This is a genomic window from Qipengyuania gaetbuli (assembly GCF_020171365.1).
Classification (GTDB): domain Bacteria; phylum Pseudomonadota; class Alphaproteobacteria; order Sphingomonadales; family Sphingomonadaceae; genus Qipengyuania; species Qipengyuania gaetbuli_B.
Genome location: NZ_JAIUZO010000002.1, coordinates 219426 through 233734 on the forward strand (window position 1 = coordinate 219426; position 14309 = coordinate 233734).

Consider the following 14309-nt stretch of genomic DNA (forward strand, 5'->3'; position numbering starts at 1 on the left):
CAGCGGCGCGAAAGACACGCCTTTTCCCGCCGGGAGTCAAGGAAGGCGCCTAAGCGGCTGCCTCAGCTGGATTTTTCCGCATAGGCGACGAGCGCTTCGGCATAGGCACCGGCGCCGCGGCGGTCGCCCTCGCCGTCCAGCAGGGTGCGCATCGCACCCGCCAGCCGCTCCACATTCCCGCGCGACAATTCGCCCAGCGGCGAGACGTAGATGCCGATGGTGAAGAGGATCGCGCCCGTTTCGGGCAAGCGGCGCAGCGTCTGGCGTTCGGAGCGAACGAACAGCGTCTCGCCCGCATTGTCGGGGGTCACATGGGCAAAGGCCTGTGCCGGAGGCTCCGCCACCCAGCGCCGCTCGCCCGTGGCAGCGATGAACCAGTTGCAGCGCCCGTAAATCGCGCCTGCCTTCAGCTTGGCCATGAAATGGTCGACCCCGCTGGCGAGCTGCTCCTCGTAGCCCTGGATTGGCGCGTGGAGGGCGCGCAAGGGCAGCCCCAGCTTGTCCGCCGGGGTCCAGTCCGACGGCCATGCGACCGCCGCACCGACCAAGCGGTACTGGTCGTCGCCTTCGCGAAGGGTGAGAAGGCACATGTCCTCGTGATGCGTGCGGGCCGCTTCCGGCAGCCCGCCCGACAGGCCGAGCATGGCGGCAAGCTCCGCCCCCGGTGCCTCGCCCTCCGGCGAAATCTGGATGCCTTGCGGATAGGCTGCAAACCCCGCCTCGCGTGCAGCAAGGTCGGGATCGGGCTGGAGCCACTTGTCCTCGTCCAGCTTGGCGAGCCCCATCTTCAGCACCCCGCCACCGCGTGCCTTGGGGAGCAAGTCGTCGACGGAGAAGCCGAGATTCATCGGTCGTTGCGCCGCTGGAAAAGCCAAGACATGAGCAGGCCGCCTGAGAAGAACGCTGTCGGGACGCCGTAGAACATGACCGCTCGCCCAGTTTCGGTGATGCAGTTGGTCGTCTCAGCGCAATCGCCCAGTGACGCCGCTAGCATGAAGTATGCGGAAGCAAGTCCACCAACAACCGCATAGAGCGCGCAACCTGCCCTTTGCCAAAAGGAAAAGCCAGGGCGGTCCCCATAGGTCACTCGGCAGGCTCCATGACCTTGCAGGCGCGCATCGGCTCTTCCTGCTTGAGCGCGGTGAGGCCCAGCTTGGCGAAGAGCGCCGCATCGCTGTCGTCGCCCGCATTGGGTGCGGTCAGCAGCTTGTCGCCGGTGAAGATCGAATTCGCACCCGCCATGAAGCACAGCGCCTGCGTCGCCTCGCTCATGCTCTCGCGACCGGCGGAAAGGCGGACCATCGACATGGGCATGGTTATACGCGCAACCGCCACGGTGCGCACGAACTCGATATCGTCGATCTTGGCGAGTGGCGTATCGGCCAGCATGTCGCCCAGCACCGTGCCCTTGACCGGCACCAGCGCATTCACCGGCACGCTTTCGGGATGGCGTTCGAGCGTGGCGAGCGTGTGGACGAAGCCCACCCGGTCCTCGCGCGTCTCGCCCATGCCCACGATCCCGCCGCTGCACACATTGATGCCCGCATCGCGCACGTTCTGCAGCGTGTCCAGCCGGTCCTGGTAGTTGCGCGTCGAGATCACGCGCTCGTAATACTCCGGCCCGGTGTCGACATTGTGATTGTAGTAATCGAGGCCCGCTTCCTTGAGCATCTCCGCCTGTTTCGGCGTCAGCATGCCCAGCGTCATGCAGGTTTCGAGGCCCATCGCACGCACGCCCTTCACGATCTCGACGATCGCGGGCATGTCGCGGTCCTTGGGATTGCGCCATGCCGCGCCCATGCAGAAGCGCTGGGAGCCTGCATCCTTTGCCTGCGCGGCGCGCTGGAGGACAGATTGCACCTCCATCAGCTTGGTCGCCTCGACCCCGCTGTCTGCCTTCACCGACTGCGAGCAATAGCCGCAATCTTCCGGACACCCGCCGGTCTTGATCGACAGCAGCGTGCAGAGCTGGATTTGCTCGGGCGGATGGAACTCGCGGTGGACGGTGGCGGCTTGGAACAGCAGTTCGGTAAAGGGCAGGTCGAACAGCCCCGCGATCTCCTCGCGGGTCCAGTCGGTTCGGATTTCGGTCATTCGGAACTTTCGAGAAATTTGATGTAGGGCCCGAATGCAGCTTCGAGCGACGCGATGCGCATACGGGCGTGAAGAGTGAGGCAGGTCTTGTAAGCGACGAAGTCTTCGTAGCCTTCTTCCAGAGTCACATTCTGGGCAGCGCATTCAGCCTTGCGGTAGGCATGCCACTGGAGGTCCGCCGTATCGAAGATTTCCCGCATTTTGGTGCGCGGATCTATGGAAGGGTCGCCCCCGCCCCCATCGAGGCTCATGGTCGAGAATCGGTCGCCAACCAACCTGATCTTGCCGCGAAGCTCGTCGAGTTTGCTGTCGGCCTCCTCCAAGGCGCGTTCGGCGCACTCGGCATTGTGGGCGCCATCCCGAATCCGTTCGCAACCTTCGGGTATCGGGAGTGCAGCGAACTGCGCTGCAAAAATGACTGCGATCACTCCGCCGCCTCGTCAAGGTCCTCTCCGGCAGGCGGCATGTTGTGGCCGAGCAGGCGCAGCACGTCTGCGGCACACTCCACGACATTGCTGCCCGGGCCGTAGATGCCCTGCACGCCTGCGCGCTTGAGGAACTCGTAGTCCTTCTGCGGGATCACGCCGCCGGCGATCACCTTGATGTCGCTGCGGCCCGCTTCCTTCAGCAGGGTGATGAGTTCGGGAATGAGGGTCTTGTGGCCCGCCGCAAGGCTGCTCGCCCCGATGGCGTCGACATCGTTTTCGAGCGCCATGTCACGCGTTTCCTCCGGCGTCTGGAACAGCGGGCCGGAAACGACCTCGAACCCCATGTCGGAGAAGGCGGAGGCGATCACGTTGGCGCCGCGGTCGTGGCCGTCCTGACCCATCTTGGCGACCATCAGCTTGGGCGCACGGCCAAGGCGACGCTCGACCGCCTTCACGCCTTCGACCACCTGCCGGTAGCGCGTGTCGTCCGAATAGGCTTCCGAATACACGCCGCGCACCGGACGCGGCATTGTGTCGTAGCGGCCATAGGCGTCTTCCATCGCCTGGCTGATTTCACCCAGCGTCGCATCCTGGCGCGCCGCCTCTACCGCGAGGGCGAGCAGGTTGCCTTCCTTCTGCGCCGCCCCGCGCGCCAGCGCATCGAGCGCGGCCTTGCAGGCGAACTCGTCGCGGCCTTCGCGCACGGCCTTGAGGCGAGCGATCTGGCTCTGGCGGACGGCGTGGTTGTCGATGTCGAGCGTGTCGATATCGGCCTCTTCCGGCAGGCGGTACTTGTTCACGCCGACGATCACGGTCTCGCCCTTGTCGACGCTGGCCTGCTTGGCCGCAGCGGCCATCTCGATCTGCGCCTTGGGTTTGCCGCTGGCGACGTATTCGGTCATGCCGCCGGCCGCTTCGACCTCGTCGAGCAGCTTCTGCGCCTCCTCGATCAGCGCGGCGGTCAGGCTCTCGATATAATAGCTGCCGCCCAGCGGATCGGCGACCTTGGTCACGCCCGTTTCTTCCTGGATCACCAGCTGCGTGTTGCGCGCGATGCGGGCGGAGAAGTCGGTCGGCAGCGCGATCGCCTCGTCCAGCGCATTGGTGTGGAGCGACTGCGTGCCGCCCAGCACCGCCGCCATCGCTTCGATCGTGGTGCGGATGACGTTGTTGTAGGGGTCCTGCTCCTGCAGCGAGACGCCCGAAGTCTGGCAGTGGGTGCGCAGCATCTTCGATTTCTCGTTCTGCGCCCCGAGTTCGGACATGACATCGTGCCACAGCGCGCGGGCGGCGCGCATCTTGGCGATCTCCATGAAGAAGTTCATGCCGATGCCCCAGAAGAAGGACAGGCGCGGCGCAAAGGCGTCGATATCGAGGCCCGCTTCCATCGCGCGCTTGGCGTATTCCTTGCCGTCGGCGATGGTGAAGGCGAGCTCCTGCACGGCGGTCGCCCCGGCTTCGTGCATGTGATAGCCCGAAATCGAAATACTGTTGAATTTCGGCATGTTGGCCGAGGTATATGCGATGATGTCCGAAACGATCCGCATGCTCGGTTCGGGCGGATAGATATAGGTGTTGCGGACCATGAACTCCTTGAGGATGTCGTTCTGAATGGTCCCGGCGAGCTTGTCCTGCGAGACGCCCTGCCGCTCCGCCGCGACGATGTAGAAGGCCATGACCGGGATCACCGCGCCGTTCATGGTCATCGAGACGCTCATCTCGTCGAGCGGGATCTGGTCGAAGAGAATTTCCATGTCGCGCACGGTGTCGATCGCGACGCCCGCCTTGCCGACATCGCCGACCACGCGCGGGTGGTCGCTGTCATAGCCGCGGTGCGTTGCGAGGTCGAAAGCCACGCTCAGCCCCTTCTGTCCCGCCGCGAGATTGCGCCGATAGAAGGCGTTCGATTCCTCGGCCGTCGAGAAGCCCGCATACTGGCGGATGGTCCACGGACGGCCGGTGTACATCGAGGCATAGGGCCCGCGCGTAAAGGGCGCGATGCCGGGCACGCCGGGGTCGATCCCCTGCGTGTCCTCGCTCGTGTAAAGCGGCTTCACCGCAATGCCCTCGGGCGTGTGCCAGGTCAGGTCGCGGCCCTTCACCTCCTTGTCGGCGAGGGGCTTCCAGTCGTCATAGGTCGGCTTGTCAGTCATTTCGATTTCCAGTGGCACAGCGTCAGTTCGACCAGTGCGCATTGTCCTTGGGCGTTTCCATGATTTCGGTCAGCTGGCCCATCATGTCCTTGGGGTGGAGGAAGAAGATCGGCGTGCCGTGCGCGCCGATGCGCGTCGGGCCAAGGATGCGCTTGCCCAGTCCCTCGAACCAGGTGCGCGCGTCCTCGATATCCTCGACCTCGTAGCAGACATGGTGTTGCCCGCCGGCGGGGTTCTTTTCGAGGAACTTGGCGATGGGGCTGTCGGGGCCGAGCGGCTCGATCAGCTCGATCTGCGTGCCGTGCGTTCCGTTTTCGCCCGGCGTGTCGACGAAACAGACCTTCACCCCCTGCGCCTCCAGGTCGAAGGGCTTGTGGAACGAGGTCGCGCCCATCACGTCGCGGTAATAGCGCACCGATTCCTCGATCGAGGGCGTGGCGACGCCGATATGGTTCAGACGGCCGAGTTTCATGGTCTCGCTCCTACAGAGGAATATTGTCGTGCTTCTTCCACGGGTTCTCGAGCTGCTTGCCACGCAGCTTCCTTAGCCCCAGCGCGATGCGCCGCCGCGTGGAGTGCGGGTAGATCACCTCGTCGATATAGCCGCGCTGCGCCGCCACGAAGGGGTTGGCGAAGCGGTCTTCGTATTCCTTCGTCTTCTCCGCGATCTTGTCGGGATCGTCGCGGTCCTGGCGGAAGATGATCTCCACCGCGCCCTTGGCGCCCATCACGGCGATTTCGGCGGTGGGCCAGGCGTAGTTGAGGTCTCCGCGAAGGTGCTTCGACGCCATCACGTCGTAAGCGCCGCCATAGGCCTTGCGGGTGATCACGGTGATCTTGGGTACGGTCGCCTCGGCATAGGCAAAGAGCAGCTTCGCACCGTGCTTGATGATGCCATTGTGCTCCTGCGCCGTTCCGGGAAGGAAGCCGGGCACGTCGACGAAAGTCAGGATCGGGATTTCGAAGGCATCGCAGAAGCGCACGAAGCGCGCGGCCTTCTTGGAGGAATTGATGTCGAGCACGCCGGCGAGCACCATCGGCTGGTTCGCCACCACGCCCACGGTGCGCCCTTCCACCCGGCCGAAGCCGCAGATGATATTGGCGGCATGGTTGGGCTGGATTTCGAAGAAATCGCCCTCGTCCAGCGTCTTCCGGATGACCTCGTGCATGTCATAGGGCTGGTTGGCGTTGTCGGGGATCAGCGTGTCGAGGCTCGGCTCCTCGCGGTCCCATGCGTCCGAGGTCGGGCGCTCGGGCACCTCCTCGCGGTTCGACAGCGGGAGGTAGTCGAAAAAATTGCGCGTCGCGAGCAGCGTCTCGATGTCGTTTTCGAAGCTGTTGTCGGCGACCGAGGTCTTGGTGGTGTGCGTCTTCGCCCCGCCCAGTTCCTCCTGCGTGACGACTTCGTTGGTCACCGTCTTCACCACATCGGGGCCGGTGACGAACATGTAGCTCGAATCCTCCACCATGAAGATGAAGTCGGTCATCGCAGGGCTGTAGACCGCCCCGCCTGCGCACGGCCCCATGATAAGGCTGATCTGCGGCACCACGCCCGATGCGAGCACGTTGCGCTGGAACACCTCGGCATATCCACCCAGCGATGCCACGCCTTCCTGAATGCGCGCGCCGCCCGAATCGTTGAGGCCGATGACCGGTGCGCCGACCTTCATCGCAGTGTCCATAACCTTGCAGATCTTCTCTGCATGGCGCTTGGAAAGAGAGCCGCCGAAGACCGTGAAATCCTGGGAGAATACATAGACGAGGCGGCCGTTGATCGTGCCCGATCCGGTGACCACGCCATCGCCCGGGATGCGCTGCTGGTCCATGCCGAAATCGACGCAGTCATGCTCGACGTAGCGGTCCAGTTCCTCGAAGCTGCCCTCGTCCAGCAGCACGTCGAGCCGCTCGCGCGCGGTCAGCTTGCCCTTGGCGTGCTGCGCGTCGATGCGCTTCTGCCCGCCGCCCAGCTCTGCAGCGGCGCGGCGGCGTTCCATTTCGGCGATATTGGCGGACATGTTCTCTCCGTCTGAACTCTCTCGGCAAAGCGCCTAGAGCGGACGGAGCGGCAGCGTCAATGACGTCAGGTGGTCCTGTGCGCGCTAATCAGGAATTCCACATTGCCTTCAGGGCCGGTGATCGGGCTTTCGACGATGCCCTGCACCGCGAAACCGAGCCCTTCGGCCCAAGTCCGCACTTCCTCGCACACGCGGGCGTGGAGGGCGGGATCGCTGACCACGCCTTTCTTGCCCACTTCCTCGCGCCCGACCTCGAACTGCGGCTTGATGAGGGCAACGAGGCGGCAATCGCGCTCCGCCAGTTCGAGCGGACGTTCGAGCACCTTGGCGAGGCTGATGAAGCTCGCATCGCATACGACCCACGAGACTGGGCGGTCGATCATCTCCGGCGTCAGGATGCGCGCGCTGGTCTGTTCGAGCACGGTGACGCGCTCGTCCTGCCGCAGTTTCCATGCCAGCTGGTTGGTGCCGCTGTCGACGGCGAACACGTGCTCCGCCCCGCCCTGCAGCAGCACGTCGGTGAACCCGCCGGTGGACGAGCCGATATCCATCGCCGTGATGCCGCGCGGATCGAGCCCAAAATGCTCGATCGCGTGGGCGAGCTTGATCCCGCCGCGACTGACCCACGGATGATCGCGCCCGCGTACGTCTAGCGGCGCGTCTTCCGGCAGTTGCTGGCCGGGCTTGGCCATCTTCTGTTCGCCGGAAAAGACCAGCCCCGCCATGACCAGCGCCTGCGCCCGCGTGCGGCTTTCTACAAGCCCGCGGTCCACCAGCATCTGGTCGAGACGTTTCTTCGCCACAGCAAACTCCGTTTGAAACCTAGGGCGTTAGCGCGCATTGTTCATCTATGAAACCGACCTACGGACATTTTGCCGCCGCTGCCGCACTGACGCTCGGCCTTGCCGCCTGCATCCCGCCCGCGCCGGAACCGACGCCAGCGCCCAGCCCCACGCCTGCAACGAGGCCCTCGCCCCCGCCGGCTCCGATCGCAGCCGCACCAGCGCCCGAAAACTGGATCGATGCGCCGCAGACGCCGGGCGACTGGAAATACGCAAATAACAGCGCGACCTTCGGCACCGGGACTTCGCCCATGCAGACGGCCCTGTCGCTCTCCTGCAACACGGCGGACCGGACGATTTCCATCGCACGCACGATTCGCGGCACGAATACCGCCTCGACCATGACGCTGCGCACCGAAACGCAGGACCGCACGCTGCAGGCAAGGCCTGCCACCTCGCAGGCGCCCCTGTCGGTGGCGGTGGTCGCGGCTCGCGATCCGCTGCTCGACGCGATTGCGTTGACCCGTGGTCGATTCGCAGTCGAGACACCGGGCCAGCCCACGCTCTACCTGCCCGCCTGGGCCGAAGTAACGCGCGTGATCGAGGATTGCCGCTAGGCCGATTCCCTTCGGCCTCCACCGCCTTGCGCAAGCCAGCGATCGACCAATGAAAAAGGCCCGGAGGATGCTCCGAGCCACAAATGCTGATTCTGACGTGGGAAAACTTTTTTTCAAGCCTTGTTTTACACGCCGCAACGCAACAAATTGATAGTCAAGATCAGCGGCGAACGCGGTCTTGGGGCCCTTGAAAAGGCTTCTAGCTCACTAGCGCGAAAGGAGGTGATCCGATGTCTCATGGTTCAGCAGAGAGGTCGGCAAGTTTCCGCGCGAGGTACTATCGGTAAGCAGACCCGATAGAGACTTCGTGAGCGGCACTTCCGCCGCTGACCATGCGAAGGGCAGTTTCTCCTCCGGGCGAAGCTGCCCTTCTCATTTTGTGGCTTCAGACCTTGCCCTGAAACCCACCTACCTTTAACCGCGCGGGCATGGATTTCGAGCACATCCCCCACCCCGCCCCGGTCCCCGGCGAAACGCGCCAGCAGGCCCTTCTCGACCCCGGCTTCGGCAAGCTCTTCACCGACCACATGGTCGTGATCGACTACGACGCCGACAAGGGCGGGTGGCACAAGGCGACGCTGGGCCCGCGCGAGCCGATCAGCCTCGATCCCGCCGCGGCCGTGCTTCACTATGCGCAGGAAATCTTCGAGGGGATGAAAGCCTACAAGCAGGGCGACGACAGCCTTGCCCTGTTCCGCCCCGAACAGAATGCACGCCGCTTCAACGATAGCGCCCGGCGTATGGCCATGCCCGAACTGCCGGAGGAACTGTTCCTCGAATCGATCCGCCAGCTTGTCGCGATCGACCGCGACTGGGTACCGACCATTCCCGACGGCGCGCTGTATCTGCGGCCCTTCATGTTCGCGTCCGAGGCCTTCCTCGGCGTGCGTCCGGCCCGCCAGTACAAGTATATCCTGATCGCCTCGCCGGTCGGCGGCTATTTCAAGGGCGGCGCGAAGGCGGTGAAGATCTGGGTCAGCCGCAATTACACCCGCGCGGCCCCCGGCGGCACGGGTGCGGCCAAGACCGGCGGCAATTACGCAGCCAGCCTCGTACCGCAGGCCGAAGGTATCGAACACGGCTGCGACCAGGTCGTCTTCCTCGATGCGGTCGAGAAAAAGTGGATCGAGGAACTGGGCGGCATGAACCTGTTCTTCGTCTTCGACGACGGCAGCGTGATCACCCCGCCGCTCACCGGCACGATTCTGCCGGGCATCACTCGGGACAGCCTGATCCAGCTGCTGCGCGAGGAAGGCCTCACCGTGCGCGAGGAGCCTTACAGCATCGATCAGTGGCGCGCCGATGCCACCTCGGGCCGCCTGCTCGAGACGATGGCCTGCGGCACCGCAGCGGTGGTTACGCCGGTTGGCACGGTCCTCGGCCCCGATGGCGAATTCCACATCGGCAGCGGCGGCACAGGCCAGATCACCAACAAGATCCGCGAAAAGCTGGTCGGCATCCAGAAGGGCGCCGTTCCCGACAATCACGGCTGGACGGTGAAGCTCTAACCCCTCGCGGCGACCGACGGTTCGACCGCGCTGCAATCGCCCAGCCGGTCTCGGATCGCATCGATCAACCAGCTGGTCGCCGGGCCCGGGCGTGCATCGCGGCGCCATAGGGCGCTGAGCGTGTAATTCGCGCCGGGCTTTTCGGGCAGGTCGAGCAGGCACAGCCGCCCCTCGGCGATATCCGCGCTCACCGTGTGGCGCGGCATGTTGCCCCAGCCGATGCCTTCCTTGAGCAACGCGTGCTTGGCGCCGAGATCGGCCAATCGCCAGCTTTGCGGTGACAGGACCGAGAACTCGCGCCCCTCCGTCAGCGGCGACCTGTCGGACAGAACGAGCTGCAGGTGCTTGCGGCTTTCACCGGGCGCGACACCCTTGCGGGCAAGAGGGTGCTGCGGCGCGGCCACGGGGACCAGTTCGACCTCACCGATCGCCTGCCGTTCCAACTCGGGATGATCCGCCAGCACCGGCCCGCCGACGGCAAGGTCCGCGCCGCCATCGAGCAGGCAGGCCGCCACCGCCCCCAATGCCTCGACCTGCAAGCGCAAGGCGACGGTGGGGAACATCGCGCGGAATTCGCGCAGCACGCTGGCCGTAACCTCTCCCGGAAGCATCACGTCCACCACCAGCGAAACTTCGCTTTCCAACCCCGCATGAAGGCTGCGCGTCTTGGCCAGAAGGGCGTCGATCCCGTCGGCGATGCCCTTGGCCTCGGCCAGCAGGCCGCGCCCCTCTTCGGTCAGCACGGGCCGGCGCGATCCCTCGCGTTCGAACAGGGTGACGCCAAGCTGCGACTCCATTTGCGCGATGCCGTAACTGACGGCGGAAACCGCCCGCCCCATGCGCCGCGCGGCCGCGCCGAAGCTGCCCTCCTCCGCCACGGCGAGGAAGATGCGCAATTGGTCGAGGCTCGGCTCGCCCAACTTCATTGTTCGGATTTCCTGAACATCCTGATGTGTTTTATCGCAGTTATCGAAACGCGGTGCAAACCCTATCTCCACTCCCAACGAAGCATTCCCACAGGGAGACACGTCATGATCGAACTACGGCCTTTCAACACGCTCGGCGCGGCCAACCACGGCTGGCTCGATGCGCACCACCACTTTTCCTTCGCCGGATATCACGACCCCTCGCGCGTCAATTGGGGCGCCCTGCGCGTCTGGAACGACGACAAGATCGCGCCCAAGAGCGGCTTTCCGACCCACCCGCACCAGGACATGGAAATCATCACCTATGTCCGCAGCGGCGCGATCACCCACCGCGACAGCATGGGCAACGAAGGCCGCACCGAAGCAGGCGACGTCCAGGTGATGAGCGCGGGCCGCGGCGTGGCCCATTCCGAGTTCAACCTCGAGGACGAGGAAACCACGCTGTTCCAGATCTGGATCATCCCGTCCGAACGCGGCGGCGATCCCAGCTGGGGCGCGCGGCAGTTCCCCAAGGGCGACCGCGCCGGCCAGTTCGTACCGCTCGCCAGCGGAGCTGCAGATGATGATGACGCGCTGCGCATCCGCACCGATGCCCGCGTGCTTGGCGCCACGGTCAAGGCAGGCGAAAGCGTGACCTACACGCCTGCCCAGGCCGACCGGCACCTCTACCTCGTGCCCGCCACCGGCAGCATCCGCGTGGGCGATATCGAGGCGAAGGCCCGCGACGGCATCGCCATCACCAAGGAAGACAGCATCACCATCACCGCGCTCGAGGACAGCGAACTCGTCCTCGTCGACGCAGCCTGAACAGGAGACAGACACATGAGCACCATCCTTCACATCACCGCCAGTATCCGTGACGGCGAATCCGTATCGCGCAGCCTTGGCATCAAGCTGGTCGATGGCCTCGCCGCCAAAGAGGGCGCGAACGTCCTCACCCGCGACCTATCGAAGAACGACCTGCCCTTCATTGACGCCGAGCGTTTCGCAGCAAACCTCGCGCCCTATACCGATCGCTCGCCCGAACAGCATGAACTGGCGAAAGTGGCCGACGAGCTTATCGAGGAATTGAAGGCGGCCGATACGCTGGTCTTCAGCGTGCCGATCTACAACTTCTCGGTCCCCGCGACGGTCAAGGCCTGGGCCGACCTCGTCGCGCGTGCCGGCACGACCTTCCAGTACACCGCCAATGGTCCCGAGGGCCTGCTGACGGGCAAGAAGGCCTACATCACGGCCGCATCGGGCGGCACGCCAGTGGGCAGCGCGATGGACTTCATGACGCCGTGGCTGACCTTCTTCCTCGGCTTCCTCGGCATCAAGGACGTGGAAGTCGTCGCTGCCGACGGCATCATGGGCGAAGGCGGCGAAGAGAAGATCGCCGAAGCGCACCAGCAGGTCGAACAGCTGGCCGCCTAATCAGGCAGGCTTCTGCGCGGAAAGTATTTCGCGCCGCTTCCGGAGTTCATAGTACTCGGGGCGGCGCGGATACTGGACGGTCAGCAACAATGTCAGGGCACCGGCCAGTCCTGCCCCCACGATGAGGAAGATCGCGGGCAAGCCTCCGAGCGCATCGGTCTTGCCGAGCATGTACGCCCCGAACGAGATGCCGAAGTTGGACACGGCCATGTAGATCGTGAACTGCGTGGCAGCCACGGTCGGATCGCACAGGCGCATGGAGATCGGCAGCAGTGCGACCGTGATCAGCATGTCCAGCGGGATCCAGAAGCACACGAAGGCCACGAAGACGGCCGAATTGCTCCAATAGGCGACGCCAAAATACATGACGGCACAAAGGGCAATTCCGGAGGCCAGCCACATCAGGCCGATCCGTTTCGCGCCGAATTTGTCCCCGAGCCAGCCGCCGAGCGTCATGCACAGCACGCCTGCCAGGAGACCGCCCGTCGCGGTCAGGCTGGCGATTTCCGATGTATCCCAGCCGGCATAATTCGCCCCGATCAGCGGAGTGGCCCCGGTGAAGGCACCATAGAGCATCCCGCGCCCGAACAGGCACGGTATCCAGAGCAGGCTCACCGCCCGGCTCATCGAATGGAATGTCGCCTTGAGGAGCGGCCACCAGGCATCGAGCTGGATTTCCAGGTTCCGCCGATGCGCCTGCCCGGCGCTCCACGGCAACGACCTTTCTCCGCTGCGTTCCCTGAAGGATGCGATGTAGACGCATAGGGCGAAGATCAGCGCCGCAACGATAAGGAAGGCGGCAGGCGCACCCAGACGCTCGATCACGAAGCCGCAGATGGCCGTGGCAACGCCGACGCCGATCGCCTGTCCGCCGAACATCATCCCCGACCCGCGGGCCCGTTCGTCCTCGGTCATGATATCGACTGCAAGGCCATCGACGGCGACATCCTGGAACGTCGTCGCCATGTTCACGGCAAAGCCTATGCCGCCGAGGATGGCGACGTCGGTCACTGCCGGATCGATCAGGGCGGCGGCGACCAGGCACGCGATCATCACGAACTGCGCGCCAAGTATCCACGCCCTGCGCCGTCCCATTGGCAGGAAGGTGTAGCGGTCCATAATGAAGCCGTTCACCAGCTTCAGCGACCACGGCAGCGCCGTCAGTGCGGCGACCGTCCCGACATCGGCAGCGGACGCCCCATTTACGGCCATCCAGGCGGGGATGGCGAACCAGAACAGGCCGATGGGCATGCCTTGCCCGACATAGAGAATGAACAGCGTGAACAGCCGCAGTCGCTGGCTGTTTTCGAGAATCCACGGATTGCTTGAACCGGCAACAGCCATGCTCGTCCCCCTTGCAGTGAGCGGCTGGCTTTGTGCCGTGGCCGGATGCGTCCCTAACGATCCGTGCCGGATGTGTGACTCGGAATCACCGTTCTGGCAAGTGCGTCGCCCAAGCTGCTGATTTCACGAGGAGGAGCATCATATCCGCGTCTTTACGAGCAGCGGCTTGAAGATATTGCGCGTGGGCCTGAGGACGATAATCGCAACGCCTGCCAGCGCGATCGCCCCGCCCACGACCAGCCTCGTGCCCACCGCATCGCCCGTCAGCCATGCACCGAACACGATCGTCAGGATCGGGGTCATAAGGGTCAGGGGCACGACGAGATTGGCGTCGTTTTCCTGCAGCAGCCGGTAGTAGGCCGTGTGTGCGCCGACCGAAACGACGATTGCGGCGAAGACCAGGCAGGCCGCCAGCTCCCACGGGGCAGCCTTCCACGAGGTGGCATGACCCGTCTCCATCGCCAGCGACAAAGGCAACAGCACCAGCACCGATGCGAGGGCTGCCCAAGCCTGCAACCGGATCGATGAGATATCGAGCTGCTTCATGAACACTGTGCCCAGCGCACCGACGACCGCACCGGCAAAAATGAGGATAAGGCCGGTGCTCGCTTCCATCTGGTTGCCGCCCGTCATCGCGTAAAGGACGCCGCCGAAGGCCAGTGCGATGCCGAGGCCACGCTTCCAGCGGATGCGCTCGCCTAGGAACAGGATGGCGAACAGCACCGTCATCGGTGCTCCCGAAAGACTGACCACGCCCGCAGCCGAAGGGCTGGCTGTCTGGAGCCCCATGAACAGCAGGGCGAAGGACCCGCCGCTAATCGCAAGACCGATCAGCATGACCCTGCCCAACTGCCTCGGAACCGGTCGCAGCAGCGGCAGCAAGGCGAGCGCGACAATGGCCGAACGCAGGAAAGCGTAGAACAGCGGCGGCGTCTCAAGGTCGCTGACCGCAATCTTGCTCACCACGACGTTGAGCGCCCAGACGACGTTGCACGCCATGATGATGGCAAAGGCGCGGGGTGACAC

The 14309-nt window shown here is 64.5% G+C and carries 14 protein-coding genes; 4 read left to right on the forward strand and 10 right to left on the reverse strand.

Annotated elements, in window-relative coordinates; all coding sequences use genetic code 11:
- Positions 1-62: 62 nt before the first annotated feature.
- From LCL94_RS01500 to LCL94_RS01530, 7 genes are all read right to left on the reverse strand, one after another.
- Entirely contained in the window at positions 63-848 is a 786-nt protein-coding gene (locus LCL94_RS01500; RefSeq protein ID WP_224830689.1) for a heme-dependent oxidative N-demethylase family protein, read from the reverse strand.
- A 235-nt stretch (positions 849-1083) separates the two neighbouring features.
- A complete protein-coding gene (gene bioB, locus LCL94_RS01505; RefSeq protein WP_224830690.1) occupies positions 1084-2094 on the reverse strand; it encodes a biotin synthase BioB in 1011 nt (336 codons plus the stop codon).
- Entirely contained in the window at positions 2091-2522 is a 432-nt protein-coding gene (locus LCL94_RS01510; RefSeq protein WP_224830691.1) for a lysozyme inhibitor LprI family protein, read from the reverse strand. The genes bioB and LCL94_RS01510 overlap by 4 nt, the downstream gene beginning before the upstream one ends.
- Entirely contained in the window at positions 2519-4675 is a 2157-nt protein-coding gene (gene scpA, locus LCL94_RS01515; RefSeq protein ID WP_224830692.1) for a methylmalonyl-CoA mutase, read from the reverse strand. The genes LCL94_RS01510 and scpA overlap by 4 nt, the downstream gene beginning before the upstream one ends.
- A 22-nt stretch (positions 4676-4697) precedes the next feature.
- Positions 4698-5147 (reverse strand): methylmalonyl-CoA epimerase, encoded by a 450-nt coding sequence (gene mce / locus LCL94_RS01520; RefSeq protein ID WP_224830693.1) that lies wholly within the window; start codon positions 5145-5147, stop codon positions 4698-4700.
- Positions 5148-5157: 10 nt separating this feature from the next.
- A complete protein-coding gene (locus LCL94_RS01525) occupies positions 5158-6690 on the reverse strand; it encodes an acyl-CoA carboxylase subunit beta (protein WP_224830694.1) in 1533 nt (510 codons plus the stop codon).
- A 65-nt stretch (positions 6691-6755) separates the two neighbouring features.
- Positions 6756-7469, reverse strand: coding sequence for a TlyA family RNA methyltransferase (locus tag LCL94_RS01530; protein WP_224832634.1), 714 nt, complete (start codon positions 7467-7469; stop codon positions 6756-6758).
- Positions 7470-7540: 71 nt separating this feature from the next.
- Between LCL94_RS01530 and LCL94_RS01535 the strand changes: the two genes are divergently transcribed.
- Positions 7541-8089, forward strand: a complete 549-nt coding sequence (locus tag LCL94_RS01535; RefSeq protein ID WP_224830695.1) for a hypothetical protein — start codon at positions 7541-7543, stop codon at positions 8087-8089.
- Positions 8090-8517: 428 nt separating this feature from the next.
- Entirely contained in the window at positions 8518-9597 is a 1080-nt protein-coding gene (locus tag LCL94_RS01540; protein ID WP_224830696.1) for a branched-chain amino acid aminotransferase, read from the forward strand.
- On the opposite strand, the gene LCL94_RS01545 is transcribed toward LCL94_RS01540, so the two are convergent.
- A complete protein-coding gene (locus LCL94_RS01545; RefSeq protein ID WP_224830697.1) occupies positions 9594-10523 on the reverse strand; it encodes a LysR family transcriptional regulator in 930 nt (309 codons plus the stop codon). The two genes, LCL94_RS01540 and LCL94_RS01545, sit on opposite strands and share 4 nt — an antisense overlap.
- A gap of 105 nt (positions 10524-10628) precedes the next feature.
- Here LCL94_RS01545 and LCL94_RS01550 point away from each other — a divergent pair, with 105 nt between their 5' ends.
- Both LCL94_RS01550 and LCL94_RS01555 read left to right on the forward strand, forming a co-directional pair.
- Complete coding sequence (locus tag LCL94_RS01550; RefSeq protein WP_224830698.1) at positions 10629-11330, forward strand: pirin family protein; 702 nt, start codon at positions 10629-10631, stop codon at positions 11328-11330.
- Between the two features lie 15 nt (positions 11331-11345).
- The gene (locus tag LCL94_RS01555) at positions 11346-11939 is read left to right on the forward strand and encodes an FMN-dependent NADH-azoreductase (RefSeq protein WP_224830699.1); all 594 of its coding nucleotides are present in this window, start codon (positions 11346-11348) and stop codon (positions 11937-11939) included.
- Here the strand turns inward: LCL94_RS01555 and LCL94_RS01560 are convergent, their stop codons facing one another.
- Together LCL94_RS01560 and LCL94_RS01565 are read right to left on the reverse strand one after the other, a co-directional pair.
- Entirely contained in the window at positions 11940-13283 is a 1344-nt protein-coding gene (locus LCL94_RS01560) for an MFS transporter (RefSeq protein ID WP_224830700.1), read from the reverse strand. It abuts the gene before it with no gap.
- Between the two features lie 138 nt (positions 13284-13421).
- A complete protein-coding gene (locus LCL94_RS01565; RefSeq protein ID WP_224830701.1) occupies positions 13422-14309 on the reverse strand; it encodes a DMT family transporter in 888 nt (295 codons plus the stop codon).

What these genes read in the sequence shown, in the direction of transcription:
- LCL94_RS01500 (WP_224830689.1), bottom strand. Translation starts at nt 848, where the DNA reads ATGAATCTCGGCTTCTCCGTCGACGACTTGCTCCCCAAGGCACGCGGT.
- bioB (WP_224830690.1), bottom strand. Translation starts at nt 2,094, where the DNA reads ATGACCGAAATCCGAACCGACTGGACCCGCGAGGAGATCGCGGGGCTG.
- scpA (WP_224830692.1), bottom strand. Translation starts at nt 4,675, where the DNA reads ATGACTGACAAGCCGACCTATGACGACTGGAAGCCCCTCGCCGACAAG.
- mce (WP_224830693.1), bottom strand. Translation starts at nt 5,147, where the DNA reads ATGAAACTCGGCCGTCTGAACCATATCGGCGTCGCCACGCCCTCGATC.
- LCL94_RS01525 (WP_224830694.1), bottom strand. Translation starts at nt 6,690, where the DNA reads ATGTCCGCCAATATCGCCGAAATGGAACGCCGCCGCGCCGCTGCAGAG.
- LCL94_RS01530 (WP_224832634.1), bottom strand. Translation starts at nt 7,469, where the DNA reads ATGCTGGTGGACCGCGGGCTTGTAGAAAGCCGCACGCGGGCGCAGGCG.
- LCL94_RS01535 (WP_224830695.1), top strand. Translation starts at nt 7,541, where the DNA reads ATGAAACCGACCTACGGACATTTTGCCGCCGCTGCCGCACTGACGCTC.
- LCL94_RS01540 (WP_224830696.1), top strand. Translation starts at nt 8,518, where the DNA reads ATGGATTTCGAGCACATCCCCCACCCCGCCCCGGTCCCCGGCGAAACG.
- LCL94_RS01545 (WP_224830697.1), bottom strand. Translation starts at nt 10,523, where the DNA reads ATGAAGTTGGGCGAGCCGAGCCTCGACCAATTGCGCATCTTCCTCGCC.
- LCL94_RS01550 (WP_224830698.1), top strand. Translation starts at nt 10,629, where the DNA reads ATGATCGAACTACGGCCTTTCAACACGCTCGGCGCGGCCAACCACGGC.
- LCL94_RS01555 (WP_224830699.1), top strand. Translation starts at nt 11,346, where the DNA reads ATGAGCACCATCCTTCACATCACCGCCAGTATCCGTGACGGCGAATCC.
- LCL94_RS01560 (WP_224830700.1), bottom strand. Translation starts at nt 13,283, where the DNA reads ATGGCTGTTGCCGGTTCAAGCAATCCGTGGATTCTCGAAAACAGCCAG.